This window comes from Paeniglutamicibacter sp. NPDC012692 (genome assembly GCF_042901625.1).
Classification (GTDB): Bacteria; Actinomycetota; Actinomycetes; order Actinomycetales; family Micrococcaceae; genus Paeniglutamicibacter.
Window position 1 is genome coordinate 380708 of sequence record NZ_JBIBDE010000003.1, and the last position, 24942, is coordinate 405649.

At 65.6% G+C, this 24942-nt stretch carries 20 protein-coding genes; 15 read left to right on the top strand and 5 right to left on the bottom strand.

The window, feature by feature from the left end; all coding sequences use genetic code 11:
- Position 1: 1 nt before the first annotated feature.
- On the bottom strand, positions 2-1177 hold the full coding sequence (locus ACFY5D_RS13705) for a hypothetical protein (protein WP_387530632.1): 1176 nt from the start codon (positions 1175-1177) through the stop codon (positions 2-4).
- Between the two features lie 99 nt (positions 1178-1276).
- Positions 1277-4654, bottom strand: coding sequence for an SNF2-related protein (locus tag ACFY5D_RS13710; protein ID WP_387530635.1), 3378 nt, complete (start codon positions 4652-4654; stop codon positions 1277-1279).
- Between the two features lie 490 nt (positions 4655-5144).
- Here ACFY5D_RS13710 and ACFY5D_RS13715 point away from each other — a divergent pair, with 490 nt between their 5' ends.
- Both ACFY5D_RS13715 and fdhA read left to right on the top strand, forming a co-directional pair.
- Complete coding sequence (locus ACFY5D_RS13715; RefSeq protein WP_387530638.1) at positions 5145-6422, top strand: NAD(P)/FAD-dependent oxidoreductase; 1278 nt, start codon at positions 5145-5147, stop codon at positions 6420-6422.
- Between the two features lie 210 nt (positions 6423-6632).
- Positions 6633-7853, top strand: a complete 1221-nt coding sequence (gene fdhA, locus ACFY5D_RS13720; RefSeq protein WP_387530641.1) for a formaldehyde dehydrogenase, glutathione-independent — start codon at positions 6633-6635, stop codon at positions 7851-7853.
- Positions 7854-7937: 84 nt separating this feature from the next.
- Here the strand turns inward: fdhA and ACFY5D_RS13725 are convergent, their stop codons facing one another.
- Complete coding sequence (locus tag ACFY5D_RS13725; protein WP_387530644.1) at positions 7938-8792, bottom strand: NAD-dependent epimerase/dehydratase family protein; 855 nt, start codon at positions 8790-8792, stop codon at positions 7938-7940.
- Entirely contained in the window at positions 8789-9418 is a 630-nt protein-coding gene (locus tag ACFY5D_RS13730) for a uracil-DNA glycosylase (RefSeq protein WP_387530647.1), read from the bottom strand. The genes ACFY5D_RS13725 and ACFY5D_RS13730 overlap by 4 nt, the downstream gene beginning before the upstream one ends.
- 158 nt (positions 9419-9576) lie before the next feature.
- Between ACFY5D_RS13730 and ACFY5D_RS13735 the strand changes: the two genes are divergently transcribed.
- The 13 genes from ACFY5D_RS13735 (at position 9577) to ACFY5D_RS13795 (ending at position 24465) form a co-directional block, all read left to right on the top strand.
- Positions 9577-10077, top strand: a complete 501-nt coding sequence (locus ACFY5D_RS13735) for a nucleoside deaminase (RefSeq protein ID WP_387530650.1) — start codon at positions 9577-9579, stop codon at positions 10075-10077.
- A 315-nt stretch (positions 10078-10392) separates the two neighbouring features.
- The gene (locus tag ACFY5D_RS13740) at positions 10393-11130 is read left to right on the top strand and encodes a DsbA family protein (RefSeq protein WP_387530653.1); all 738 of its coding nucleotides are present in this window, start codon (positions 10393-10395) and stop codon (positions 11128-11130) included.
- Positions 11131-11148: 18 nt separating this feature from the next.
- The gene (locus ACFY5D_RS13745; protein WP_387530656.1) at positions 11149-12024 is read left to right on the top strand and encodes a cytochrome c biogenesis CcdA family protein; all 876 of its coding nucleotides are present in this window, start codon (positions 11149-11151) and stop codon (positions 12022-12024) included.
- Positions 12025-12172: 148 nt separating this feature from the next.
- The gene (locus ACFY5D_RS13750) at positions 12173-12523 is read left to right on the top strand and encodes a LexA family protein (protein WP_387530659.1); all 351 of its coding nucleotides are present in this window, start codon (positions 12173-12175) and stop codon (positions 12521-12523) included.
- Positions 12524-12961: 438 nt separating this feature from the next.
- Complete coding sequence (locus tag ACFY5D_RS13755; RefSeq protein WP_387530662.1) at positions 12962-13417, top strand: hypothetical protein; 456 nt, start codon at positions 12962-12964, stop codon at positions 13415-13417.
- Between the two features lie 144 nt (positions 13418-13561).
- On the top strand, positions 13562-14443 hold the full coding sequence (locus ACFY5D_RS13760; protein ID WP_387530665.1) for an aldo/keto reductase: 882 nt from the start codon (positions 13562-13564) through the stop codon (positions 14441-14443).
- 49 nt (positions 14444-14492) lie between these two features.
- Positions 14493-15287 carry an SDR family oxidoreductase gene (locus ACFY5D_RS13765; RefSeq protein ID WP_387530668.1) on the top strand — a complete coding sequence of 265 codons (795 nt, stop codon included), beginning with the start codon at positions 14493-14495 and terminating at the stop codon, positions 15285-15287.
- 91 nt (positions 15288-15378) lie between these two features.
- Complete coding sequence (locus ACFY5D_RS13770) at positions 15379-15690, top strand: antibiotic biosynthesis monooxygenase family protein (RefSeq protein WP_387530671.1); 312 nt, start codon at positions 15379-15381, stop codon at positions 15688-15690.
- Between the two features lie 207 nt (positions 15691-15897).
- Positions 15898-18651: a PEP/pyruvate-binding domain-containing protein gene (locus tag ACFY5D_RS13775; protein ID WP_387530674.1), complete on the top strand. Its 2754-nt coding sequence runs from the start codon at positions 15898-15900 to the stop codon at positions 18649-18651.
- 29 nt (positions 18652-18680) lie between these two features.
- Entirely contained in the window at positions 18681-19325 is a 645-nt protein-coding gene (locus ACFY5D_RS13780; RefSeq protein WP_387530677.1) for a TetR/AcrR family transcriptional regulator, read from the top strand.
- 7 nt (positions 19326-19332) lie between these two features.
- A complete protein-coding gene (locus tag ACFY5D_RS13785) occupies positions 19333-21066 on the top strand; it encodes an ABC transporter ATP-binding protein (protein ID WP_387530680.1) in 1734 nt (577 codons plus the stop codon).
- Entirely contained in the window at positions 21063-23030 is a 1968-nt protein-coding gene (locus ACFY5D_RS13790; RefSeq protein WP_387530683.1) for an ABC transporter ATP-binding protein, read from the top strand. The genes ACFY5D_RS13785 and ACFY5D_RS13790 overlap by 4 nt, the downstream gene beginning before the upstream one ends.
- Before the next feature lie 157 nt (positions 23031-23187).
- Positions 23188-24465 (top strand): Y-family DNA polymerase, encoded by a 1278-nt coding sequence (locus ACFY5D_RS13795; protein WP_387530686.1) that lies wholly within the window; start codon positions 23188-23190, stop codon positions 24463-24465.
- On the opposite strand, the gene ACFY5D_RS13800 is transcribed toward ACFY5D_RS13795, so the two are convergent.
- Entirely contained in the window at positions 24462-24908 is a 447-nt protein-coding gene (locus tag ACFY5D_RS13800) for a hypothetical protein (RefSeq protein WP_387530689.1), read from the bottom strand. The two genes, ACFY5D_RS13795 and ACFY5D_RS13800, sit on opposite strands and share 4 nt — an antisense overlap.
- Between the last annotated feature and the right edge of the window lie 34 nt (positions 24909-24942).

The window sequence follows — 24942 nt, forward strand, 5'->3', positions numbered from 1 at the left end:
TTTAGCCGAGGACCTCTTCGGCAACGCGTGTCAGCGCGCGTTCAAGCGGAGCACGCAGCACGCGCGGCACGCGCAGGTGCTTGCCGATCCGGACCATGCCCTCGGATTCCAGGGCGCGCAGGATCGCCTCGGCGCCGGGGATTGTTTTTTCAAAGAGCGGCTGCAGGTGGGCCTGCTCGGGTTCAAGATCGTCGACGGTCGGAACCTGGAAGGCGACTTCGGTGCGCGGCGGGTTGTTGGAGCCTGCCTTGCTCATCAGGGCCGCCGCCATCTGGGTGATGGTGTGATCGTTTTCCGGGCCGATGGCGTTGAGCAGTACGTGGGCGTAGATGCCCTCCGCGATGATGTCCTTGATGCCGCGGGCGCTGAACCCGGAATCGGCTGCGAGCGCTTCCGCCACCACCGGCGTAGGCACGGCCTTGTCATCCTGCTTGGTAAGCATGCCGGCCCGCAGCAGCGCGTCCCAGTAGGCGCCGAGCTTGGGAAGGTGAGCCAGTGAGCCCACTGCCGTCCCGGCCTCCGGAATCCAGCGGAACGATTCCGGCTGGGCGTCGGCATCAAGAACGACATCGATGCCGATGGCTGCGGCCGCAGAAACCAACTCCGATTCCAAGAGCAGGCCGTTTGGCTGCACCGCCCTGCCCTCGCCGACCCAAGCAAGGAGCTGCCTGGCCGTGGAGACCATCGGCAGCTTAGACCATTTTTCGTCGGCAGTCGCCTCGTCGAGTTCGGGAACCACAATGGGCGACTCGCCGCTCTGTGCGGAAATCAATTCGAAAACGGCCCTGAACTCTTCAACCGTTCCGCTCCACAGGCCGGTCTCGGCCAGGAACAAGACAAATTCCTTGAGGATGCTGGCGCATGCAATGGCAACATCCTCGCCGATGGCGCGCAGGTCGCCGAACTGGATGGCCAAGGCATCGTGTTCCAGCTCAGTCACGGACACCTGGTTGCGAAGGCGCGAGTGCACCGTTAGCAGGGTAACCAGGCCTTCGATGCCGGCTTCGGTATCGGCGGCGGTGTGGCGTTCGTTGAAGAACGCACGCAGCTGCGCGGCGTATCGCGCCATGGCATTGCGGACCGGCTGCTCGAAGACGGAAGCCCCGTCGCTGGTGCGACGTGCCGGGTGTCCGCTACGCGACTTGGCAGCGGGGGACTTGGACTTGGATTTCGACATGACGTGGCTTCCTCGGGATCGGCAGGGTTCTGAATGCTAATGACTATTGTGGCGACCGGCGGCCGCATCGTTGTGCCGGGACACGTTGCTGGCGTGGCGTTACTCCTCAAAGAGCGAGCGGACGTCATCGGCACTGATCGCCGAGGCGAACGCAGCGTCGTCGTCCAGCACCGCGGTGAAGAGCTTGGCCTTCTTTTCCTTCAGCGCCATGACCTTCTCCTCGATGGTGTTCTTGGAGACCATGCGATAGACCATGACATTGCGTTTCTGCCCAATGCGATGGGCGCGGTCGACGGCTTGGTTCTCCGAGGCGGGGTTCCACCACGGATCCATGAGGAAGCAGTAGTCGGCCTGCGTGAGGTTCAGCCCGAAGCCGCCGGCCTTGAGGGAAATCAGGAACACCTGGACCTTGCCTGAGGTGAAGGACTCGATGACCTTGCCGCGGTTGGTGGTTGAACCGTCCAAGTAGGCGTGTTCGATCCCGGCTTCGGTGAGCATCGTGCTCGCCTTGCCAAGGAACGAGGTGAACTGGCTGAAGACCAACGCGTTGTGGCCCTCGGAAGTGAGGTCCTCGAGCTGTTCCAGCAGGGCCTCGAGCTTGCTGCTGGGCACCGAATGATATTGGTCGTCGACCAACGACGCATCGAGCGACAGCTGGCGCAGCTTGGTGAGCGACGAGAACACGGCAAAACGGTTCTTGTCCATGTCTTCGAGCATGCCCAGCACCTTCTGCCGTTCACGCTGCAAGTGGCGCTGGTAGATGGTTCGGTGCTTGGGGCTGAGCTCCAGCTCCAGGACCTGCTCCTGTTTTTCGGGCAGGTCGGTGGCGACCAGTTCCTTGGTCCGGCGAAGCATCAGCGGACGGATGCGCCTGCGCAGACGCGTGAGGGCTTCGGCGTCGCCATCCTTCTCGATGGGCTTGCGGTAGGTCTCGTCGAAGCGCTTGAGCGTTGCGAAAAGCCCCGGAGCGGCGATGGCGAACATGGACCACAGCTCGGAAAGGTTGTTTTCCATCGGCGTGCCGGTGATGGCCAGCTTGAAGCTGGTGGGGAAGTCACGGGCCTGTTTGGCGGCTTGCGTGGCGGGGTTTTTCACGAACTGGGCTTCATCCAGGACCAGCCCGGAGAACTTGGTCTGGCGGTACTCGTCCTGGTCGATGCGGAACAAGCCGTAGGAAGTGACGACGATATCGACCTGGTCGGCAATTTCATGGACCGGGACGCCGCCGCGCTTGATGGTCTCGGTGAGGTAGACGGCTTTGAGGCCGGGGGCGAAACGCTTGGCCTCGGCCGCCCAGTTTGAAACGACGGAGGTGGGCGCAACAACCAGGAACGGGGGCATCTTGCCGGCCGAGGCGTCGTGGCGGTCCTTGGCATGCTGGATCAGCGCAAGGGTCTGCAGGGTTTTTCCCAGGCCCATGTCATCGGCCAGCACGCCGCCGAGCGAGTGGTCGAAGAGGAACGAGAGCCACTCGAACCCCTCGCGTTGGTAGGGGCGGAGGGTGGCGTCGATGCCCGCGGGCACCGGGGCGTGCTCGACGGAGGAGATGTTGGCCAGGGACCCGGCGGAGGTTTTCCATTCCGCGGTGGCCTCGGCGTTCGTTGCCAGTTCCTTCAGGTCTTCCCACAGGGAAGCCTGGTGCTTCGAAATGCGGACGGTATCCTCACCGTGCGCATCGGACAGCGAACGGGCTTCCTCGATGAGCCGGCGAAGTTGCTCGTATTCCGGCCGGTCGAGCTCGAAGTACTTCCCGTTGGGCAGCATGAGGTGCTTCTCGTTGTGCGCGAGCGCCTGGAAAAGCTCGGTGAAGGGGACCTTGTTCCCGTCGATCTGCACCTCAACGCCCAGATCGAACCAGTCGTTGGTTTCGGTGTTTTGGGCCGAAACGGTGATCAGCGGGTCGGCGGTGAGTTCCTCGAACTCGGTGGCGGTGCCCTCCACGATGATCTCCAGGGAGGGAAGCCGTTCGAGGAGCGGCAAGGCCAGCGAAACGAACCTGGCGGCCGGGACACCGGTCAGGACTGTGGTGTTCGCACCGGTTTCCCCGGCGGGTTTCGGGCCGGGGAACAGCACCGCGAACGCCTCGGGGAAGTCGGCCAAGGCCGCGGCGACCCCGCGCTGCAGGGAAGTCTCCGCCCTGCGGTCGGGTTCGACGGAGCCGGCGGGCGAATGCCCCATGGGCACGAACGTTCCCGCGTAGTCGTAACCCCATAACAGCTTCACGCCGGGTGCGCCGACCTTGTCCTTCTTCGACTTCCGGGCGTGACCCTCGTCGCCGGCAAGGTGCGTGAGCTTCAGGACCATCGTGGGGAGCACGGAGGCCGGAACCGATATCGAGTGGTCCGACGAGACCAGGGGAGTGGCCCTGGCGATCTTGGGCAGGTATTCCCGCTCGAAATTCGCCCGCCCGTTGGCGGGGATCGTGATCTTCTTGTCCGAGCGCAGCAGGCCGGTGATGAGCGGGGACAGGCGTTCCTTGGTGGGTGCCAGGTGGATGTTGGCGTTCTTGAGGGTGCTGGCGCTGTCCCACCAATAGACCCCGTGGTCCGAGATCGTCCCGGCGAAGTCGGTGTCGAAGTCGGCAGGAGTTTCGTCGATAAGGGGCCGAAGCCGAAGTTTCTTTCCTTCGGAGGCGACGTCGGCACGGACATTCACCGCGTCATGCACCGTGACGAGCGACTTGGCCGACAGAGCGCGGAATTCGATGCCCAGCGCGGGCGCCTGGGCAAGGTGGTTCCACACCATCGGGCTCAGGAAGTCGCTGGTGAGCAGGTGCGAGCCGTTCCATGCCGCGAAGGAATTGAGCTGCAGCAGGGTGCAAAACCACTCGACCTGGATGGCGTCGTACTCGTTGTCGAACGGGAGCGTCGGAACCTCGCCGCTTCTGGTGTACCTGAAGTGCTGCCAGGTGAGGTTTCCGGAGACCCAACGGCCCTTTTCGTTCAGCTGGACCGGGCGCATCGTGAGTTCAAGCTTCGAGGTGTGCGGGATTTCCCCGGAATTGATCTTCTCGACGGCGCTGGCATAGTAGCGGGGGCTGGCCTTGGGGCGCAGTTCAAGCTGCACGCCGAGGGTGCGTGTTTGCTTCTTTTCGCTGCCGGGTTCCTCGGCGCCCATCAGCGCCAGCAGCGAGCGTTCCCATGGCGCCCGGGTGTCGGCCTCTTCGAAGTTGGACTCTTCCCACATGAAGGCCAGCAGGACGGCCGCAGCGTGCTTGCAGTTGTTTGCGACCGGGCAGGTGCAAATGCCGTGTTGGGGGTAGAGGTATCCGTTGCGCACCTGGGAGTGGATCGCCGTGCGGTAGATCTTGTTTCCGGACCCGACCACGCTGCCGCGGACGATGCTCATCGGCGGTATCCACGTGGTGTCCAGGACCCGGCCGGTGCTGGCGTACTCCGATCCCCGCTCCATGCTCGTCGCGCCCACAAGTTCGGCAATAAGGGTGCTCGAAGCAAGCGTCGGGAAAGCGGAAGTCATGAAAACAGTCTAGGTGGGTCCGCCCACGCGACGCGTCAAAACAGGCAGGATCGCACCTCAAAGCTGAAACCGCGATTGTGGCGACAGGCTTGCCTTGTTTTGTTGCACCCGTCGCCTGCCGGATTCAAGTGCCTCGACGACAAAGGGCTGCGCCCGACCCCGGGCCGACCATGCCGCGGACTACCGTTGTCGTCCCCGGGAGGCTTCGTTTGGATGTCGGCTTCCCCGGAGCGTCACTGCTGTTGCGGAAAAGGCCTGCGCAATCGAGGGACAAGAAAACCCAAAGTGGTCGCGGCGGCTTGAAGTATGGTCGACTCGAAGCACGTCCGCATAAAATGCTGAAAATCTTCATAACTACCGCACTTAATGCAACCCCTGGTTCTTTGTGGCTTGCATCACCGATGAAATGCGAAATGCCGTTGCTTCACGCGCATTTCAGCGTCAAAGTTGAGGTCAACTGTTAAAGATTTCTTGAATCGGAGTGTGAATCATGGCCAGCGCAACGACGCCTGAGCATGTTGTAATCGTCGGCGCCGGGTTCGTCGGCCTTTCGGCTGCCTGGTACCTGCAGGAAGAGGGCGTCAAGGTCACGGTCGTTGACCGCGGCGGCGTCGCTTCCGGTGCCTCATGGGGCAATGCCGGATGGTTGACCCCTGCGCTGACCCTTCCGATCGCTGAGCCTGCGGTCTTTACCAACGGCCTGAAGATGATGTTCGATCCGGCCTCCCCGCTGTACATTCCGCTGAAGGCCGATCCGAAGCTGCTTCGCTTCTTGGTGGGCTTCGCTTGGCACAGCACCCCGAAGAAGTGGCAGGAAGCCATGCGGATCTACTCGGAGATCGGCACCACCGGCCTGGACGCCTTCGACGAGATTGCCGAAGGCACCAATGCGGGCCCCGGCGTGGTCGAGAAGACCAAGCCTGCCAACCCGTTCCTCACCGGCTTCAAGTCGCTGAAGGACCGCGACGGCCTGCTCCACGAATTCGACATGATCCACAAGACCGGCGGCAACGTCGAGTTTGACCTGCTCACCGGCGACGAGCTGCGTGCGATGGAACCGACCCTGTCGGACAGTGTTGCGGCCGGCGTGGCGATCAAGAACCAGCGCTTCCTGAACCCGCCGAAGTACATGGAGTCCCTGGCGGAGTCGGTCATCGCCCGCGGCGGCGATATCGTTGGCGCGTTCAACGTCACCGACATCCGCGACAACGGCAGCTCGGTCACCGTCATCGGTTCCGAGGGCCGTTCGATCACCGCCGACCACGTGGTGATGGCAACCGGCGCCTGGCTGAACGACATGACCAAGAAGTTCGGCGTGAACATCGTGGTCCAGGCTGGCCGCGGCTACTCGTTCACCGTGCAGCCCGAGGTCATGCCGACCCACCCGATCTACTTCCCGACCCAGCGCGTGGCCTGCACCCCGCTCGGGGACCGTTTCCGCATCGCCGGCACCATGGAGTTCCGCGACGCGAACCACGCCCTGGAGCCCAAGCGCATCGAGGCCATCGTGGCCGCGGCGACCCCGGTCTACAAGGGCATCAACTGGGAAAACCGCAAGGAAGAGTGGGTTGGCGGACGCCCCTGCACCGCCGACGGCCTGCCGCTGATCGGTGCCACCAAGTCCCCGCGCGTCCACGTCGGCGGCGGACATGGCATGTGGGGCGTGGCCCTCGGCCCGCTGACCGGCAAGCTGCTTGCCGCAGGCATCGTGGGCAAAGACAAGCCCGCAGTGGCTCGTCACTTCAACCCGCTGCGCAAGGGTTTCTAGCCTCCAGCAGAGTTTCCTGATAACCCCGGCATCAGGTGCGGATTCACCCCGCACCTGATGCCGGGGTTATCTTTTGTGCGAACTTTTCCTTAAAAGTTGCGATTACCAACATATGGTGCGATTAACTATGGCAAATCGCCATATTCGTCGATAGCCTGTCGGGAGGTCGAGGCGCTTGCCCCGGCCTTTTGGTCACAGGAAGGAAAACTCATGTCAGGTAACAAAGCTGTTGCGTACAAGGGGCCTGGAATCGTCGAGGTCATCGATACCCCGTTTCCCACCTTCGAACTACAAGATGGACCGGGTGTAAACCCGGCCAACATTGGCAGGAAGGTCCCGCACGGGGTCATCCTGCGAACTGTCACCACCAACATCTGCGGCTCGGACCAGCACATGGTTCGCGGTCGCACCACGGCGCCCTCGGACCTGGTCCTCGGGCACGAAATCACCGGCGAGGTCATCGAGGTCGGCCCGGACGTCGAGTTCATCAAGGTCGGTGACATCTGCTCGGTTCCCTTTAACATTTCCTGCGGCCGCTGCCGGAACTGCAAGGAAAGAAAGACGGGCATCTGCCTGAACGTCAACCCGGATCGCCCCGGAAGTGCCTACGGGTACGTGGACATGGGCGGTTGGGTCGGAGGCCAGGCCGAGTACGTTTTGGTCCCGTACGCCGACTGGAACCTGTTGAAGTTCCCGGACCGGGACCAGGCGTTGGAAAAGATCATGGACCTGACCATGCTTTCCGACATCCTGCCCACCGGCTTCCACGGGGCCGTGAGCGCCGGCGTGACCGTGGGTTCCACGGTCTACGTTGCAGGTGCGGGCCCCGTCGGACTGGCCGCGGCAGCTGGTGCCCAGCTGTTGGGCGCCGCGGTGGTCATCGTCGGCGACCTGAACGAGGAACGCCTGGCCCAGGCCCGCAGCTTCGGTTGCGAGACCATCAACGTGGGCAACGGCGATCCGGCGGACCAGATCGAGCAGCTCCTCGGAGTGCGGGAAGTCGACTGCGGCATCGACGCCGTCGGGTTCGAGGCGCGCGGCCACGGACACGGCACGGGGGCCCAGGAAGCACCGGCCACGGTGCTGAACTCGCTGATGGACGTCACCGCGGCGGGCGGCGCACTGGGCATCCCGGGGCTTTATGTCACGGGCGACCCGGGGGCCGTCGACGATGCCGCAAAGCGCGGCAGCCTGTCGTTGAGCCTCGGCACGGGTTGGGCCAAGTCGCTGTCCTTCACGACGGGCCAGTGCCCGGTCATGAAGTACAACCGCCAGCTGATGATGGCGATCCTGCACGACAAGATCCAGATCGCCAAGGCGGTCAACGCCAAGGCGATCTCGTTGCTTGACGCGCCGCGCGGCTACGCCGAGTTCGATGCCGGAGCGGCAACGAAGTACGTGCTTAACCCGAACGGCTACGTCAACAACTAGCCGCGATCCAAACGAAGGTGCATTCCAGCCGGGCCGGAGCCCGGTTGGAATGCACCTCTTTGCGTTCCCAGAGGGTGTCGGCGGCTAGGGATGCCGGACGCCCTCGCCCGCCAGCACGCCGGCGTAGCCCTCGCGGTAGGTCGGGAATGCGAATTCGAAACCGCTGGCCAGCAGCCGCTCGTTGGACAGCCGCCGGTCCCCTCCGCGGTTCACCGCGGCTTCGCCCGCCGAAGGAGGCGCAACGCCCATGCGCTCGGCCAGGAATCCCTGCACGTCGGCAAGATCCACAGGTTCATGGTCGACGCCAAGATACAGCTGTTCGGGGGTCTTTTCCATGGTTCCCAGATGCACGATCGCGGCCGCGGCGTCGTCGCGGTGGATCCTGTTGGTCCACACCACGCGTCCTGCCGTGCGTGCCTTGCCGTCCCTGACCTGGTTGATCAGGTGGTTGCGGCCGGGCCCGTAGATTCCGGCGAGGCGCAGGACGATCGGCGTCCCGGCCTGCTTCAGCACCAGGTCCTCGGTTGCGGCAAGCACCTGCGCGGTTTCGGTGCGCGGATCGATGGGGGTGCCCTCGTCGACCAGGCCGCCGGCGGCATCGCCGTAGACGGCGGTGGACGAGACCATGAGGAAGCGCCGGGGGTGTACGTGATCGCGTTCCAGCGCCGAAATGACGCGCTGCGCCGCCGACAAATAGGTGCGACGGTACGCCTCGAGGCTGCGCTCGGGCGCCGCGGGGGTGAAGATGACCAGTTCGGTGTCCGGGTCGATGGCCGGAAGCGCCCGCTCGGAATCACCCAGGTCGGCGGACACCGCAATGAAGGAAGCTGGCAGTAACTCGGCGCGTCGGCGCCAAGCTGTCACCTCGTGTCCGGCAGCGACCAAGCGAAGCCCTGCCTCCGTGCCGAGGTCTCCGGCACCGAGGATCAGGACCTTCACTTCTCGGTGGGTCGCAGTCCGGCGCGCGCCATGGCGTCGGTGTAGGCGGCGACCATTTCATCGAACCAGACCTGCTGCTTTTCGGCCGATCCCAGGAATGCGCGGTCCGCGGTGGAACGCACCTCGTAGATCTTGATGCCGCGCTGGTTGATGACCTGCTGGCCACCTGCCTTGATCCAGGCCTGCACCAGGCGCTTGGCCTCGGTGCCGTGCGCCACGATCGCGGAGGTCCGGTACGCAATGCGCATCAGTTCCTTGAGTGGGCGGATCCCGGCCTTGACCTGGTCCGGGGTCAGCTTGGTTCCGCCGTCGGGCAGTTCCCACGGGAACACGTTCCACGGGATGCCGTAGCGCGGTTCCAGCCCGGCTGCCTCATAGACCGACGCAAGTCGGGCGGCTGTCGGATCGTCGTTGCGCAGGGAGAGGAAGCCCGAGGATGATCCGGGACCCGGCGCGATTTGCAGGGAAATGACCCGAGCCTCATCCACGTCGTGTATCGGATCGATCAGCGGGACCCGCGAACCGGGCTGCTGTTCCTGCAACTTGCGACATAGTGCAGTGAGTTCGGCGATGGAATCGTCCTCCACCTTGCTCAACTGTTCTTCAAAGTACTCGGATTGGCTCATTATTAACCTTTCGCCCTACCCCTGAGCCTACGCCGATTGTGCCGTCCGCGCATTCGCCGCCCGGCGGGCACACGGTTCCGGCGGATCCACCCGGGCATTTCCGGCGTAGGAACTGCTTGGTCAACCGGCAATTGTCGATGGATGATGGGGCGATGGGAATGAACCAGATCGATTTGGATTACCTGCGGCGCTGCATCGAATTGGCCGGGCAGGCGCTGGAAGCGGCGGACGAGCCGTTCGGATCGATCCTCGTCGACGAGGCCGGGACGGTGTTGTTCGAGGGCCACAACCAGGTGGTGTCCGGGGACGGCACCGCCCACCCGGAGCTGGCCATCGCGCAATGGGCGTTCCGGAACCTCACCGCCGAGCAGCGAGCCGCCTGCACCGTCTACACCTCGGGGGAGCATTGCCCCATGTGTGCGGGGGCGCATGGCTGGGCGGGCCTGGGCAGGATCGTGTTTGTCGCCTCGGGCGCCATGCTCGATGACTGGCTGCGGGAATGGGGCATCGAGCCCGCGCCGGTGGCGCCATTGCCCGTGGGCGTGGTTGTGCCGGGCATCGTGGTCGACGGCCCGGCGGAGGAACTTGTCGACCAGATTCGCGCCCTGCATTACCGCTCCCACCATGCGCCGGACGGCGCCCCCAACGCCAAGGCGTGAGGCACCCTTTCAAATATCTGGGGACGCGAAACGATCGGGCGGGCATCGACGCAGAGACGGGCCGCGGCTTGACTGTGATCCACAAAATCAGGGCCGACCTGTAAGAACCCGAATTCGACGGCCGTGCCAACGGGCTGCCGTCCGGTGGGCCTCCGTTTCCGCTGGGCATCCGCGGGTCGCGATTTCACCTTGTGTCCGTGGCTCCGATACGTTTCTAGGTAAACCCCTGCCGCGGACGTTGGAGCGCCTGGATACTTGCGTAGCCTGACACCTCGGTGAGGAACGCCCCCGATGGAAGGACCCTGCGTCTCCCTCATGTCAGAAGCAACCCAAACACCGGCCAAGCCCAAGCTGCCCTGGTTCTGGATCATGCCGATCCCCGTGGCATTGCTGATCGGCATCATCATCGGGATGCAGATCCCCACCCCGGGGGACTCGGTGGCCGCCGTGCCGGCACCCACCGCGCAGGCCACCGAAAGCGCGCCGAACACCGAGGCCGCGCAGCAGAAGATCAACGTCGAACGCCGTGAGGCCAACGACCCGACCGCCGTCGGCGCCATCGACGCACCCGTCACCATGGTCACCTACTCGGATTTCCAGTGCGGCTACTGCGCCAAGTGGGCCTCCGATTCCCTGCCCACGATCGTGCAGCAGTACGTCGACGCCGGCAAGCTCCGCATCGAGTACCGGGACATCATGTTCTTCGGCGAAAACTCCCGCCAGAGCGCCGAACTAGCCGTTGCCGCAGGCAAACAGGGCAAGTACCAGGAATTCCACGACGCTATCTTTGCCGAGGGGGCCACCGCCAAGAATGCGGACTTCTCTGCGGCCGGCGTGAAGGAACTCGCCGGGAAGATCGGCGTGGACCACAAGCAACTGGTGGCCGATGCCGCGTCCGAGGAAACCTCCGCGCTGGTCCAGAAGAACCACGACGAGGCCAAAGACCTTGGCGTCACGGGGACCCCGACGTTCATCATCAACGGAACCCCGGTCGTCGGAGCCCAGCCGCTCGAGGTCTTCGTCCAGGCCATCGACGCCGAGCTCGCCGGCTAAGCGGAAGGTCCAACGCGCATGGAAGTCGGGTTCGCCTACGCCGTCATCGGCGGAATGCTGGGGGTGTTCAGCCCCTGCAATGCACTGCTGCTGCCTGCCTTCTTCGCCAACATTGCCGCGTCGCGTGCAAAGCTGCTGAGCCTCGGAACCGTCTTTCTTGCCGGGCTGCTCATCACCTTGGTGCCGTTGGGGCTGGGTCTGGGCTGGCTGGGTGGAACGCTGAGCATCGACCGCGGTGTCCTGCTGACCGGAGCCGGATGGGTGCTGATCGTTTTGGGTCTGGTCACCGCATTGGGCGGCGGGTTCGATTTCTCCCGGTTCATTCCGGGTGGCAGGCCCGCGCCGGCGGCCGGATCATTGGTCGGGACCTTTGCGCTGGGCGCGGTTTCCGGCGTGGCGGGGTTCTGCACCGGGCCGGTGCTCGGCGCCATCCTGACGCTCGCGCTGACCTCCGCAAGCCCCGCCCGCGGTGGCCTGCTGCTGGGGCTTTACGGGGTGGGAATGGTCATCCCGATCCTGCTCATCGCCTTGCTGATTCGCAAGACCGGGCACGGATCCGTGCGCTGGATGCGCGGCCGCAGGTTCTCCGTCGGACCGCTGGAATTCCACACCACCTCGCTGCTCATCGGGGCGGTGACCATCGCGGTGGGCTGGCTCATGATCTTCACCAATGGCATGGCATCCAATCCCGAGCTGCTTCCTTCCAGCTGGATCTCGTTCCTGGAAAACTCGGGCCGATGGCTTGACTCGGTGGTGCCGTCCTGGGTGTGGACGTTGCTCGTTGGCGCACTGCTCATGGTTTGGTGGCTGTGTGCAGCGATCCGCAGGACCAACGGCACCGGCGCCGTGGCGGATGAGAAGCCCCTGAGCTCAACGGAGAGCGCCCGGCGCTGACTCCGAGGGATAACGCCGCAGTGCCCGCACTGCTAGGCTGATGGCCGAATCTTTGTTCTAGGAGGTGTGCGCGGTGTTCGGGATCAATCTGCCGCAACCTCCCACGCCCGGCCCCGAGTCGCAAGGGCCAGTCGGTGCCGTCGAGGCAATGGGATTTCCGTCCCCGGCCCGCGACTATTACAACGGCGGAATCGACCTGAACCGGTTGCTGATTCGCGACCGAACCTCGACATTTCTGATGCGCGTCTCGGGGAACTCCATGGCCTCGGCAGGCATCGCCCACGGGGACGAGGTCATCGTCGACCGTTCGTTGACTCCCAAGGACGGGTCCGTCGTCATCGCGGTGCAGGAGGGCGATCTCGTCATCCGTCGTCTGGTCCTTCACCAAGGGTCCATGGTGCTTTGCAGCGACGAAGAATCGGCGGCCGAAGCCGGTTCCATCCTTGAGGAAACGAGCATCTGGGGCGTTGTCACCCGGTGCCTGCATCACGTCAATTAAGAGCTTTTCGGTAATCGGTAGACCTTCGTCGCCGGCGACGTCCTTGGTGCGGATGATCCGGCACTGACAGGATGTTGACATGGAATCCCAACTCCCGGTCGCCTTCCGGGCCACTGCCTACTGGACACAGTCCCGATGGCTCAAACGCCCTATACGCCGTTTCCGGTACGACGCACGATTCGCCGACGGGCGGGAAGAGTCTGACGTCAAACAGGGTGGTGTCCTTCAAAGCGGGAGCTATCCTGCGGATGCGAATGTCGTACGAAAAGGCGCGGAGAATGCATGCCCGGAGGAGGGCCTCGGGCCGTGGGTGGACTACCCCTGGGGCAAGCCAATTTAGGGGACCAGCTCCAGCTTCCGACACGGCCGGGTTTTCATCCGGCGTGAGATGCTGCGGCGTCTATCGGTGTGCCAGAAGTCGCGTGGAAGAATCGGCTTGTGGAAATCCCCAAGGAGAAGGTCGTGAACTGGCCGTCACTCATCTTCGCGCTTGTTGTCGATACGCTTCTGGTTTGGGCACCTGCCATCGCCGTGCTCTTTCTCGCGCCCGGACACCAGGTCCCGCTTGCCGTGCTCCTGATACTGGCAACCTTGACAAGCAATTTTGTGCTTTATGCCCGCGGAGTCTCGCTCGGCACCTGGCTTGGCGGTTTCCGGCTACGCCAAAGGAACCTGCAACCACCCGGCCGAAAATACGGGGTGGTCCTCACGCTGATCAGCTTCGCCTCCATACCCGCAATTGCACTGATGATCTTCCTAAGTTTCGATGGAGGGGATGCAGGAGATTCGACGGACTTGCCAGGAAAAGCGAATAGCTATCCCGTGGTGGGGGAGCGGATTCGTCGTCGCCGATGGCTGCAGGGAGCCGATGCCTATTGGAAACGCTGGTCGTAACGGTCGTCGTGGCTTGCTTTGCTGAAGGTGCCTCAGCGCAGCCACCGATCACGCCGGATCGCGCAGCCCCGCGTGGGAGGGTCCGGAACAACAGGTAATAGCAGGGCCTCCCACCTCCGCCGGCAAACGCGTAGCGTTGCCGACATGACAACCACGAACCTAATCTTGAACAACGGTGTCACCATGCCCGCCCTGGGCCTCGGCGTCTTCCAAACACCTCCAGAGGAGACCACTGCCGCCGTGGCCGAAGCGCTGCGCATCGGATACCGGCACATCGACACCGCAGCCGCATATCTCAACGAACGCGAGGTGGGGCAGGGAATCCGCGAATCGGGGGTGTCCCGCGACGGCGTCTTTGTCGAGACGAAGGTCTGGGTCACCGATTACGGGTTCGACGAAACCCTTCATGCCTTCGAGAAGTCCTCCGCGAAGCTGGGCATCGAGCAGATCGACCTGCTGATCCTGCACCAGGCGGTTCCCACGTCCTTCGAGCGGACCATCGCCGCATACAAGGCGCTGGAGAAGCTGTACACGGACGGCAAGGTCCGCGCCATCGGGGTCAGCAACTTCATGGTCGAGCACCTCACGCGCTTGCTTGAGGCCACGGAGGTGGTCCCAGCCGTCAACCAGATCGAGATGCACCCCTACTTCCAGCAACGCGACGTCGTTGCCTTCGATGACGCCCACGGCATCCTCACCCAGGCGTGGTCGCCCATCGGCGGCATCACGTTCTACCGGGACGGCGAAAAGAGCACCCTCCAGGACGAGACCCTGTTCCGGATCGCGGAAAAGCACGGCAAGTCGGCCGCCCAGGTCATGCTCCGCTGGCACCTGCAGCAGGGGCGCTCGGCCATCCCGAAGTCCACGCGGCCGGAGCGCATTGCCGAGAACTTCAACGTGTTCGACTTCGAGCTGGCGCCCGACGAGCTCGCCGCCATCGATGCGCTCGACACGGGCGTGCGCGGTGGACCCGAACCCGAAATGATCACGTCCGAGGGATTCGGGCGCGTGATTCCCGAGGCATGACCCGCGCCGGCTTCGGCCCGCGATATTTCCAGCAGCGAAAGGAAACAACATGTCTGAACCCATCCGGACCGTCCTGGTCGTCGGGGCGACGGGAAGCATCGGCAGGCTGGTCGTCTCGGAAGCGCTGGCACATGGCTTCAAGGTTCGCGCTCTCGTGCGCGACCAAGCGAGGGCCGCGGCGCTTCCCGCCGGCACCGATCTGGCCAATGGCGACCTGACCGACGTCGAATCCCTGGCCGGGGTCGTTGAAGGAACCGACGCTGTCGTCTTTGCCCACGGATCCCATGGCGGCGGTCCGAGCGTCACGGAGGCCGTCGACTATGGCGGCGTGCACAACGTTCTCCTGGCCCTGGCCGGGCGCCCGGTGCGCATCGCCCTGATGACGGCAATCGGCGTCACCGTCCACGACGGCGGCTACAACAGGGCCTCGGGCGCGCACGACTGGAAACGGCGCGCGGAGCGGGTCGTGCGTGCCAGCGGCAACGTCTACACCATCGTCCGGCCGGGATGGTTCGACTACAACGATGCCGACCAACACCGTATCGTCATGCTGCAGGGCGACCGGCGTCGTGCCGGCGATGCCAGCGACGGGGTCATCGCCCGCCGGCAGATCGCTGAGGTCCTGGTCGCGAGCCTCAGCTCGCCGGCGGCGGCCCGCAAGACCTTCGAACTTGTTGCCGGAAAAGGCCCTGCACAGTCCGACCTGGGACAGGTGTTCGCGGCCTTGCAGCCCGATCCGCGGGGGAACCTGGACGGCGTGCTCGACCTTGGGAACTTCCCGCTCGCCGACGAACCTGTCCGGGTTCGCGAGCAGCTCGAGGCGATCCGGAACCGCACCTACTGAGCGGTGCCCCCGACCCGCACCAAATGCCACCGCACGTCGGCGATTCCGCTTGTGGTTTCCGCCAGACGCAACGCCGGGGCAGAATTGCCGAATGATCACTGAACACGCATTGCTCGCAGTCAAGCCCGGAATGGAGGGCGAGTTCGAGGTTGCCTTCGGCACGGCGAAATCGATCATCTCGTCCATGCCCGGGTTCCAGTGCCTCACGCTGTCGCGCTCCATCGAAAGCCCGTCCACGTACCTGCTGCTGGTTGAATGGCGAACGCTGGAAGACCACACGGAAGGTTTTCGGGGCTCCGCCGAATACCAGGAGTGGCGCACACTGCTGCACGATTTCTATTCGCCGTTCCCGACCGTGGAGCACTACGAACGGGTCCTTGCCGTGCCAGGTCTGGTGCCGTAGCTCGCCGCCTGCGCCGCCCTCCGAACCAGGTCGGCCAATGCCCACGTCACGATGCCCGGACACGTCCCGGCGACCCCTCGCACGCAACCAGGCAATCCCCGGATCCAGTCCTCCTTGCCTAGCCCCGGTGCAAGCCCGGTGCAAGACTACAAGCAGCCGCACGGGATGGCAGCGGCACGCCGGAGGAACGCGAAAGGGGCATGCGGGATGCGCTACATCAGGGGACTGGACACCATCGGGGCAACCGACATCGACCTTGCCGGAGGGAAGGCCGCGAACCTCGGAGAACTTGTCGCCGCCGGTTTTCCCGTGCCGAACGGCTGCGTGCTCACCACCGATGCATACCGGGCGTTCGTTGCCGCCAACCGGCTGGAGGACCGGATCCTGGAGCTGGCCGCCGCCCCGCCGGAGGAAGGCGCAGAGGCCTCCCGCGCCATTGCCGCGCTGTTCACTGCCGGGCTGATCCCCGAGGAGATGGCCCGGGAACTGCGCGAATCCTACAGGCTCATGGGTGCCGGAACCGGGGCCGGCGTGCCGGTCGCGGTCAGGTCCTCCGCCACCGCCGAGGACCTGGCAGAAGCCAGCTTCGCCGGGCAGCAGGAAACCTACCTGAACGTCGTCGGGGCCGATGACCTGCTCGACGCCGTGCGCGAATGCTGGGCCTCGCTGTGGACAGAGCGGGCCATCTCCTACCGGGCCCGGGCGGGCATCGCGCCGCGGGACGTCGCACTGGCCGTGGTCATCCAGGAAATGGTCGACTCCGATGCCGCAGGTGTCATGTTCACCGCCAACCCCGCCACCGGCAACCGGGGCGAGATCGTCATCGGGGCGGCCTGGGGACTGGGCGAATCGGTGGTTGGGGGCCTGGTGAGCACGGACGACGTCGTCGTCGATGCCGGAACCCTGAAGGTGCTCTCCAGCAGTGTCGCCTCCAAGGACACCATGACGGTGACCGCCGGGACCCGCACCGGCCAAACACCGGTGCCCGAAGACCTGCGCAACAAGGCCGTGCTCGACACCGGGGAGGCGCAACGCCTGGCCACCCTGGGGCTCAGGATCGCCCGTCACTTCGGGGTCCCGCAGGACATCGAGTGGGCCAGGTCCGGTGGTGTGTTCCGCATCCTCCAGGCCCGCCCCGTCACCGCGCTGCCCGACCCCGGGGCCGCCGTGCCCGAGACCTGGCCGCTTCCCTACCGGCACGGCCTGTACTTCCGCGCCAGCATCGTGGAACAGCTGCCCGACCCGCTGACTCCGCTCTTCGCCGACCTCATCGACCCCTCGGTGACCGCCTCCCTGGGCGCACTGATGTCCACGGCCTTCGGCCGGAACGTCATGCGCGAGGGCGACGTGGGGTTGCCGACGGTCAACGGCTACGCCTACTACTATTACCGGAACTCCGGGTTCCTGCGTGTGTTCGCGCTGTCCCCGGTCGCCGTGGCCAGGCTGGGCCGTGCGCGGGCCGGGATGGGGCTGGAGGGCTGGAAAAACGCGTCCCACCCCGCGTACCGCGCGGTCATCGATGCCTGGGAGCGGCGGGACTGGAAGTCGCTGCCCGGGGACGAGCTGCTGGCGGCGGCCGTCGAACTGCTCGATGCCGGAACCCGCTACTACACCGCCGTCCAGTCCGTGGTGCCGGTGGCCGCGGCCAGCGAGATCGCCTTCCGGGCGTTCTACGACAAGCTGGTCAAGGCCCCCGGGGATCCGGCCGCCGACACCTTCCTGCTGGGCTTCGACAGCGAACCCATCTTGGCCGAGTACTCGCTGTACGACCTCGCCGCATGGGCCCGCGAGCGCCCGGGGCTCGCCGACCGCCTGCTGGCCACGGACAGTGCGGCCCTCGCCACCGAGGTGCTGGAGCCTGGCGCGCCACACGCTGGTGGGCCGGCGCCCGAAGCCGACCACGCCGAGTTCCTGGAGCGCTTCCGGACCCACCTGCACCGCTACGGGCATGCGGTCTACAACCTCGACTTCGCCACCCCGGTGCCGGCCGATGTCCCCGCCCAGTTGCTGGAAACCCTGAAATTCAACCTGGGCGGCGAGGGAGGGAACCCGCACGAACGCCAGAGCAATTCGGCGCAACGCCGCGAGGAAAACACCGCACGGATCACCGGGCGCCTGGCGGGGCGCAGGGCACGGACCTTCGGGCGCCTGCTGGCCTGGGCGCAGAAGGCGGCGCCGATGCGCGAGGACGCGCTCTCCGACATCGGACTGGCCTGGCCACTGCTGCGGGCCATGCTGCTGGAACTGGGGGAGCGGCTGAGGGCGGCCGGGGTCGTGGGTGCGGCCGAGGGCGTTTTCTGGCTGCGTGGTTCCGAGCTGCGGGCGGCCATCGGGTTCGGGCTGGCCAACCCTGCCCCGGCCGGCCCGGAGGACGGGAACGGGCCGGTCCGGATCACCGGTGCGCCCGGCCCCGTGCGGGCAGGTGCGGTGGCCGAGCGCAAGGCCCTGTGGAAGGCCCAACGCCGGGCCGATGCCCCGCAGATGCTTCCGGTCGCCCGCTGGGCGGACAGGGCGCTGGCCGGGATGATGCCCGCCGGCCTGCAGACCCAGACCGGGGACATGATCAAGGGCGTGGGGGCCAGCCTCGGGACGGTGCGCGCCCCGGCGCGGGTGCTGGCCGGCCCGGAGGACTTCGCCTCGATGCGGCCCGGGGAGGTGTTGGTGGCCCGGATGACGACCCCGGCCTGGACGCCGCTCTTTGCCATGGCCGCGGCCGTGGTCACCGATGTCGGGGGACCCTTGAGCCACAGCTCGATCGTGGCCCGGGAATACGGCATCCCCGCCGTGCTGGGCACCGGGGTGGCGACCCGCCGGATCCGCACGGGGGACATGGTCACCGTGGACGGGGACGCCGGAACCGTGGCCCTCGCGGAGCATCCGGTCGCGGGGAACCGGGCCGGCGATTCGTCCGGGACGCCGGCCGGGAAATTGCCTGATTTTCCCGTCGCCGGCCCATTGTGAGTGAGCGCTCACTCAGTTACTTTCGGTGTATGTCGGATCCACGATCCATCCACGGAACGAGGCCCTCACGGGCGGCCGCACTGGCCCCCGGGGAACGGAAGGCGATGATCGTCGAGGCGGTCATGCCGCTGTTTCTGGAATTCGGCCCGGCCGTGACCTCCCGCCAGATCGCCGAGGCGGCGGGGATCTCCGAGGGGACCGTCTACAAGGCCTTCGGGGACAAGGCCTCGCTGATCCAGGCCGCCGTCGACAAGCAGCTGGACCCGGCCCCGTTGCTGCGCGAGCTGGGCGGGATCGACCCGGCGCTGCCGCTCGAGGACAAGGTGCTCAGGGCCCTCGGGCTGCTGCAGGAGCGGTTCCGCGAAGCCTTCCGGTTCATGGCGATGTTCGACAAGTACCAGAAGCCGTCGACGAGCAAATCCCAGGACGATTTCATTCGGGTCTTCCACGGGCTGCTGGAGCCCGACCTGGGTCGGCTCAACTGCGACCCCGACCGCGTGTGGCAGGTCCTGCGGATGCTTGCCTTCTCCTCGTCGCTGCCCCGCCTCAACGGGGGCGAGACCTACGGCGCCGAGGAGCTCGCCGGCATCGTCCTCTACGGGATCGCCGGCGCCCGGCCTCCGCTCCAAACGCCTCCCCGCGAAACAAGGCCACCATCCGAAACCGAGAACTAGGAAAATTATGCTGTTGCAAATTCTCCGCCGCCATTTGAAGCCCTACTGGAAATGGCTGGTGGCCGTCGGGCTGTTCCAGGGCGCGCAATCCATCGCCTCGCTCTACCTGCCCAGCCTCGTCGCGGACATCATCGACAACGGCGTGGCCAAGGGCGACGTCGGCCACATCATGGCCGTCGGCGGGACCATGCTTGCCATCACGCTGGTGCAGATCGGCTGCGCGATCGCCGCCGTCTACTTCGGCGCCAAGACCGCCATGTCCCTGGGCCGGGACCTGCGCGGGGCGATCTTCCACCGGGTCAGCGACTTTTCCGAGCACGAGGTCTCCAAGTTCGGCGCGCCCTCGCTGATCACGCGCACCACCAACGACGTGCAGCAGGTCCAGATGGTGGTCCTGATGACCTGCACGCTCTTCGTCTCGGCGCCCATCCTCGCGGTCGGCGGCGTCATCATGGCGATGCAGCAGGACGCGGGGCTCTCCTGGCTGATGGCCGTGAGCATCCCGGTGCTGCTGGTCTCGATCGGCCTGGTCATCACGCGCATGGTCCCGCTCTTCCGCCTCATGCAGAAGCGGATCGACGTGGTCAACAAGGTGCTGCGCGAGCAGCTCACGGGCATCCGGGTGATCCGCGCCTTCGTGCGCGAGGACCTGGAAACCAAGCGGTTCGCCACGGCAAACGCGGAACTGACGGACGTGTCGCTCGGCGCCGGGCGGCTCTTTGCGCTGATGTTCCCGATCGTCATGATGGTGCTGAACGTCTCGAGCGTCGCGGTGATCTGGTTCGGCGGGCTGCGCGTGGAATCCGGCGCCATGGAGGTCGGCGCGCTGGTCGCCTACCTCAGCTACCTGCTGCAGATCCTGATGGCCGTCATGATGGCCACGTTCATGGGCGTGATGCTGCCGCGCGCCGCGGTGAGCGCCGACCGCATCGGCGAGGTGCTGGACACCGAGTCCTCGGTGAAGATGCCCGAGGACGGGGTGACGACCCTGGAGGGCACGGGCAGCGTCGAATTCAAGGAGGTCACCTTCTGCTATCCCGGGGCCGAGCAGCCCGTGCTGCGGGACCTCGAGTTCACCGTGCGGGAGGGGCAGACCACCGCGATCATCGGCAGCACCGGCGCGGGCAAGACCACGCTGGTGAACCTGCTGCCCCGGCTCTTCGACGCGACCGGCGGATCGGTGCTGGTGGACGGGGTCGACGTCGCCCGGCTGGACCCGGACCTGCTGTGGAGCCGGATCGGGCTGGTCCCGCAAAAGCCGTACCTGTTCGCCGGGACGGTGGCCAGCAACCTGCGCTACGGCAAGCCGGACGCCACCGACAAGGAGCTGTGGGAGGCCCTGGGGATCGCCCAGGGCAGGGACTTCGTGCGGGAGATGGAGGGCGGGCTGGAGGCCAAGATCTCCCAGGGCGGCACCAACGTCTCCGGCGGCCAGCGGCAGCGCCTGGCCATCGCCCGGGCCCTGGTGAAGCAGCCGGAGATCTACATCTTCGACGACTCGTTCTCCGCGCTGGACAGCGCCACCGATGCCCGGCTGCGCATCGCGCTGAAGAAGCACCGGAGCCGCGCCACCAAGATCATCGTGGCCCAGCGGGTGGCGACCATCATCGACGCGGACCAGATCATCGTGCTCGACCGCGGCAGGGTCGTGGGCCGCGGGACCCACGCCGACCTGCTCAAGACCTCGGAGACCTACGCCGAGATCGTCGAATCCCAGCTCACGGCGGAGGAAGCGGCATGAGCGACTCGCAGACCCGGAACACGCCCCCGCGGCCCATGCCCGGCCCAGGCCGCGGCCCCCGGTTCGGGCCGTCGCTGCCGGCGGAGAAGGCGCTGAACTTCATGCCCTCGGCCCGGAAGCTGGCCGGGCGGCTGAAGCCGCACCGGCTCGGCCTGGCCGGCATGCTCCTGCTGAGCATCGCGAGCGTCGGGTTCAGCGTGCTGGGACCCAAGCTGCTGGGCCAGGGAACCAACCTGATCTTCGAGGGCGCCATCTCCCAGCGGCTGCCCGCCGGGGCCACCCAGGAGCAGGTCATCGAGGGGCTGCGGGCGGCGGGGCGGAACCCGGAGGCCGACCTGCTCAGCGGCATGCACCTGACCCCGGGGATCGGGATCGACCTGCAGGCCCTGGGCCGGATCCTGCTGGTGGTGCTGGCGCTCTACATGCTCTCCTCGATCTTCGGCTGGCTGCAGGCCTACGTGCTCAACGAGGTCGTCCAGCGCACCATGTACAGCCTGCGCGAGGACGTCGAGGCGAAGATCAACCGGCTGCCGCTTGGCTACTACGACAGGATGCAGCGCGGCGAGCTGCTCAGCCGCGTCACCAACGACATCGACAACGTCTCCCAAAGCCTGCAACAGACCTTCAGCCAGATGGTGACCTCGCTGCTCACCGTCGTCGGCGTGGTCACCATGATGCTCATCGTCTCGCCGCTGCTGACGGTGATCGCGGTGGTGACGATCCCGCTGACCATCCTCATCACGGCCGTCGTCGCCAAGCGCTCGCAGAAGCTCTTCGTCGCCCAGTGGAAACACACCGGCGAGCTGAACGCGGACATCGAGGAGAACTACACCGGGCACTCGCTGGTGAAGGTCTTCGGCCGCCAGCGGGAGGTCAGGGCGGTGTTCGACGCCAAGAACAGCGAGCTGTACCGCGCGAGCTTCGGCGCCCAGTTCGTCTCCGGCATCATCCAGCCCTCGATGATGTTCGTCGGGAACCTCATCTACGTCGCCATTGCCGTGGTCGGCGGCATGCAGGTGGCCACCGGCTCGATGCGGCTGGGCGACGTGCAGGCCTTCCTGCAGTACTCCCGCCAGTTCACCCAGCCCCTGGCCCAGCTGGGCAGCATGGCCAACCTGATCCAGTCGGGCGTCGCCTCCGCCGAGCGCGTCTTCGAGCTCCTCGAGGCCGACGAGCAGACCCGGGACAGCGACCCGGCGCAGAGCCCCGGGGCCACCGACGGCAAGCTGGTCTTCGAGGACGTCTGCTTCCGCTACGCCCCGGACAAGCCGCTGATCGAGAACGTCTCCCTCACGGCGCGGCCCGGGCACACCATCGCGATCGTGGGCCCCACCGGCGCCGGCAAGACGACGCTGGTGAACCTCATGATGAGGTTCTACGAGCTCGATTCCGGCCGCATCACCCTGGACGGCGTCGACATCGCACAGATGGCCAGGGACGACCTGCGCGGCAGGATGGGCATGGTCCTGCAGGACACCTGGCTGTTCAGCGGCACGATCCGCGAGAACATCGCCTACGGGCGCCCGGACGCCACGGAGGAGGAGGTCATCGACGCGGCAACCGCCACCTACGTGGACAGGTTCGTCCGCTCGCTGCCCGACGGCTACGACACGTTGCTGACGGACGCGGCCGAGAACGTGAGCGCCGGCGAGAAACAGCTGATCACGATCGCCCGGGCCTTCCTGGCCAGGCCGAGCGTGCTCATCCTGGACGAGGCGACGAGCTCGGTCGACACCCGCACCGAGGTCCTGGTGCAAAAGGCCATGGCGGCGTTGCGCAGCGACCGCACCAGCTTCGTGATCGCCCACCGGCTCTCCACGATCCGCGACGCGGACCTGATCCTGGTCATGGACGCCGGGCGGATCGTCGAACAGGGAAACCACACGGAGCTGCTCGCGGCCCAGGGCGCGTACTTCGAGCTCTACAACGCGCAGTTCGCGGTGCCGGTGGCCGAAAACATCTAGGGACTGGGCGGCCGGTCCGGATGCCGGCCGCCCCAACGCGCGACCGACCAAATCATGGTGACGGTCGACTAGTCTGGAGGCATACCCGCACGCGATCAAGAAGCAGCCCGATGAAGAACCCGTTCAAGCCCCTGGCCGGCGCCGGAGCGCCGCAGCCGTGAGCGCCGAACGCATCGCGCTGATCGATGTCAACAACTTCTACGTGTCCTGCGAACGCGTCTTTGACCCGAAACTCGTGGGGCGTCCCGTCGTCGTGCTTTCCAACAACGACGGTTGCGTGGTCGCGCGCTCGCAGGAAGCCAAGGACCTGGGCATCACCACCGGTGCGCCGTTCTTCCAGGTGAAGCAGTTCATGCGCAGCCACGGCATGGTTGCCCGGTCCAGCAATTACGAGCTCTATGGCGACATGAGCGCCCGCGTCATGGAGGTGCTCTCGCGCTTCGGCACCTGGCAGGAGGTCTACTCCATCGACGAGTCGTTCCTCGGGGTGCAGGGAACCCCGGACCAACTCGGGGAACTGGCCACACGCATCCGGGCCACCGTGGGCCGCAGCGTTGGAGTGCCGGTGTGCGTGGGTGTCGCCCCGACCAAGACGCTGGCCAAGTTCGCCAACCACGTGGCAAAACACAACGCCCACTTGAACGGGGTTTGTTCGATGGACTCCATGGACCCGGACCTGATCGAGCGGATCCAGTCCAGGGTTCCCGTGACGGATCTGTGGGGAGTGGGCGGAAAGACGGGCACCAAGCTGGCCGGCCTGGGCATCACCAGCATCGCCGACTTGAAGCGCGCCGATGTCACGGATATCCGCAAGAAGTTCTCCGTGGTCCTGCAGCGCACGGTGCTCGAGCTCAACGGCACCCCCTGCATCGCCCACCATGAGGAACGCGCGGACAAGCAACAGATCATGTATTCGCGGTCGTTCTCAAGCCCGGTGACCACCCTGGATGCCATGCAGGAAGTCATGTCCATTTACGCCCAACGCGGCGCGTCCCGCCTCATGGGCGACGGGTTGTGGGCGACGCTTCTCACCGTGACGGCCGGAACCAGCCGATTTGCCGCGGGCGAGGCCTCATTCCCTTCGGTGACGCTCAAACTACCCAGGCCGACCCAGGACCCCATCCTGCTCACCCGGCTGGCAAGCGCGGCAATGCGTGACATCATGCTCCCAGGCGCTTCCTATGTGCGCGGCGGGGTCGTGCTCTCCGGTCTCCAGCCGGACCCGGGACAGGAAGCCTTCGGCATTTTCGAGGACGAGGTCTCCGAAAAACACGTTGGCGATGTGCTGGGTGCGGTCAAGGCGAAATTCGGCGACAAGGCCATAGGACTGGGTTCGGGAGGGCTCGCCGTGGAACCGAAATGGTCGATGAAGCGTGAATACTCGTCGCCGAAATTCACCACCGAATGGGCCGAACTGCCCGTGGTCAGGGCCTAGCCCTCGCGGTCACGAACCGTGCGGCAGATTTCTTCCGGGCACCCCTGCCAGGTCTTGGAGAAATAGGCGACGATTTCCAGGCCGCGCTCGAAGGGATACCGCGGTGCGGGTTCACCGTTGACGGATACCGTCGAAGCGCGGATGGCCATCAGGAAAAACTCGCACACGGCAATGTAGTTCCACAGGTCCATGGCAGTGTCGATGACTTCGTCGTGGGTCATCCACTGGCGATCTTCGACAACGTCCTCCGCGAAGGACAACACGGTGTCCCTGTCCAGGTCGTGATGTTCCCCGCAATCGCACCACTCGATGCCACGCGAGGGCATGGTCCATGGGTCGGGTGGCGCAGCGGGGCCGGCAGGAGTGGCGGGGGTCTGCGGGTTGGCGGCCATGGTGATCGATCGAAGGCCTATGGCCAAGCAATCCAAGGAATTATCAACCAATGTCGTTTCCTCCGCTCGTGTTGTGCCAAGACTA

Excerpts from the sequence above, each read along its gene's own strand:
- ACFY5D_RS13705 (WP_387530632.1), bottom strand. The coding sequence starts at position 1,177 with ATGTCGAAATCCAAGTCCAAGTCCCCCGCTGCCAAGTCGCGTAGCGGA.
- ACFY5D_RS13710 (WP_387530635.1), bottom strand. The coding sequence starts at position 4,654 with ATGACTTCCGCTTTCCCGACGCTTGCTTCGAGCACCCTTATTGCCGAA.
- ACFY5D_RS13715 (WP_387530638.1), top strand. The coding sequence starts at position 5,145 with ATGGCCAGCGCAACGACGCCTGAGCATGTTGTAATCGTCGGCGCCGGG.
- fdhA (WP_387530641.1), top strand. The coding sequence starts at position 6,633 with ATGTCAGGTAACAAAGCTGTTGCGTACAAGGGGCCTGGAATCGTCGAG.
- ACFY5D_RS13730 (WP_387530647.1), bottom strand. The coding sequence starts at position 9,418 with ATGAGCCAATCCGAGTACTTTGAAGAACAGTTGAGCAAGGTGGAGGAC.
- ACFY5D_RS13735 (WP_387530650.1), top strand. The coding sequence starts at position 9,577 with ATGAACCAGATCGATTTGGATTACCTGCGGCGCTGCATCGAATTGGCC.
- ACFY5D_RS13740 (WP_387530653.1), top strand. The coding sequence starts at position 10,393 with ATGTCAGAAGCAACCCAAACACCGGCCAAGCCCAAGCTGCCCTGGTTC.
- ACFY5D_RS13745 (WP_387530656.1), top strand. The coding sequence starts at position 11,149 with ATGGAAGTCGGGTTCGCCTACGCCGTCATCGGCGGAATGCTGGGGGTG.
- ACFY5D_RS13750 (WP_387530659.1), top strand. The coding sequence starts at position 12,173 with ATGGGATTTCCGTCCCCGGCCCGCGACTATTACAACGGCGGAATCGAC.
- ACFY5D_RS13760 (WP_387530665.1), top strand. The coding sequence starts at position 13,562 with ATGACAACCACGAACCTAATCTTGAACAACGGTGTCACCATGCCCGCC.
- ACFY5D_RS13765 (WP_387530668.1), top strand. The coding sequence starts at position 14,493 with ATGTCTGAACCCATCCGGACCGTCCTGGTCGTCGGGGCGACGGGAAGC.
- ACFY5D_RS13770 (WP_387530671.1), top strand. The coding sequence starts at position 15,379 with ATGATCACTGAACACGCATTGCTCGCAGTCAAGCCCGGAATGGAGGGC.
- ACFY5D_RS13775 (WP_387530674.1), top strand. The coding sequence starts at position 15,898 with ATGCGCTACATCAGGGGACTGGACACCATCGGGGCAACCGACATCGAC.
- ACFY5D_RS13780 (WP_387530677.1), top strand. The coding sequence starts at position 18,681 with ATGTCGGATCCACGATCCATCCACGGAACGAGGCCCTCACGGGCGGCC.
- ACFY5D_RS13785 (WP_387530680.1), top strand. The coding sequence starts at position 19,333 with ATGCTGTTGCAAATTCTCCGCCGCCATTTGAAGCCCTACTGGAAATGG.
- ACFY5D_RS13790 (WP_387530683.1), top strand. The coding sequence starts at position 21,063 with ATGAGCGACTCGCAGACCCGGAACACGCCCCCGCGGCCCATGCCCGGC.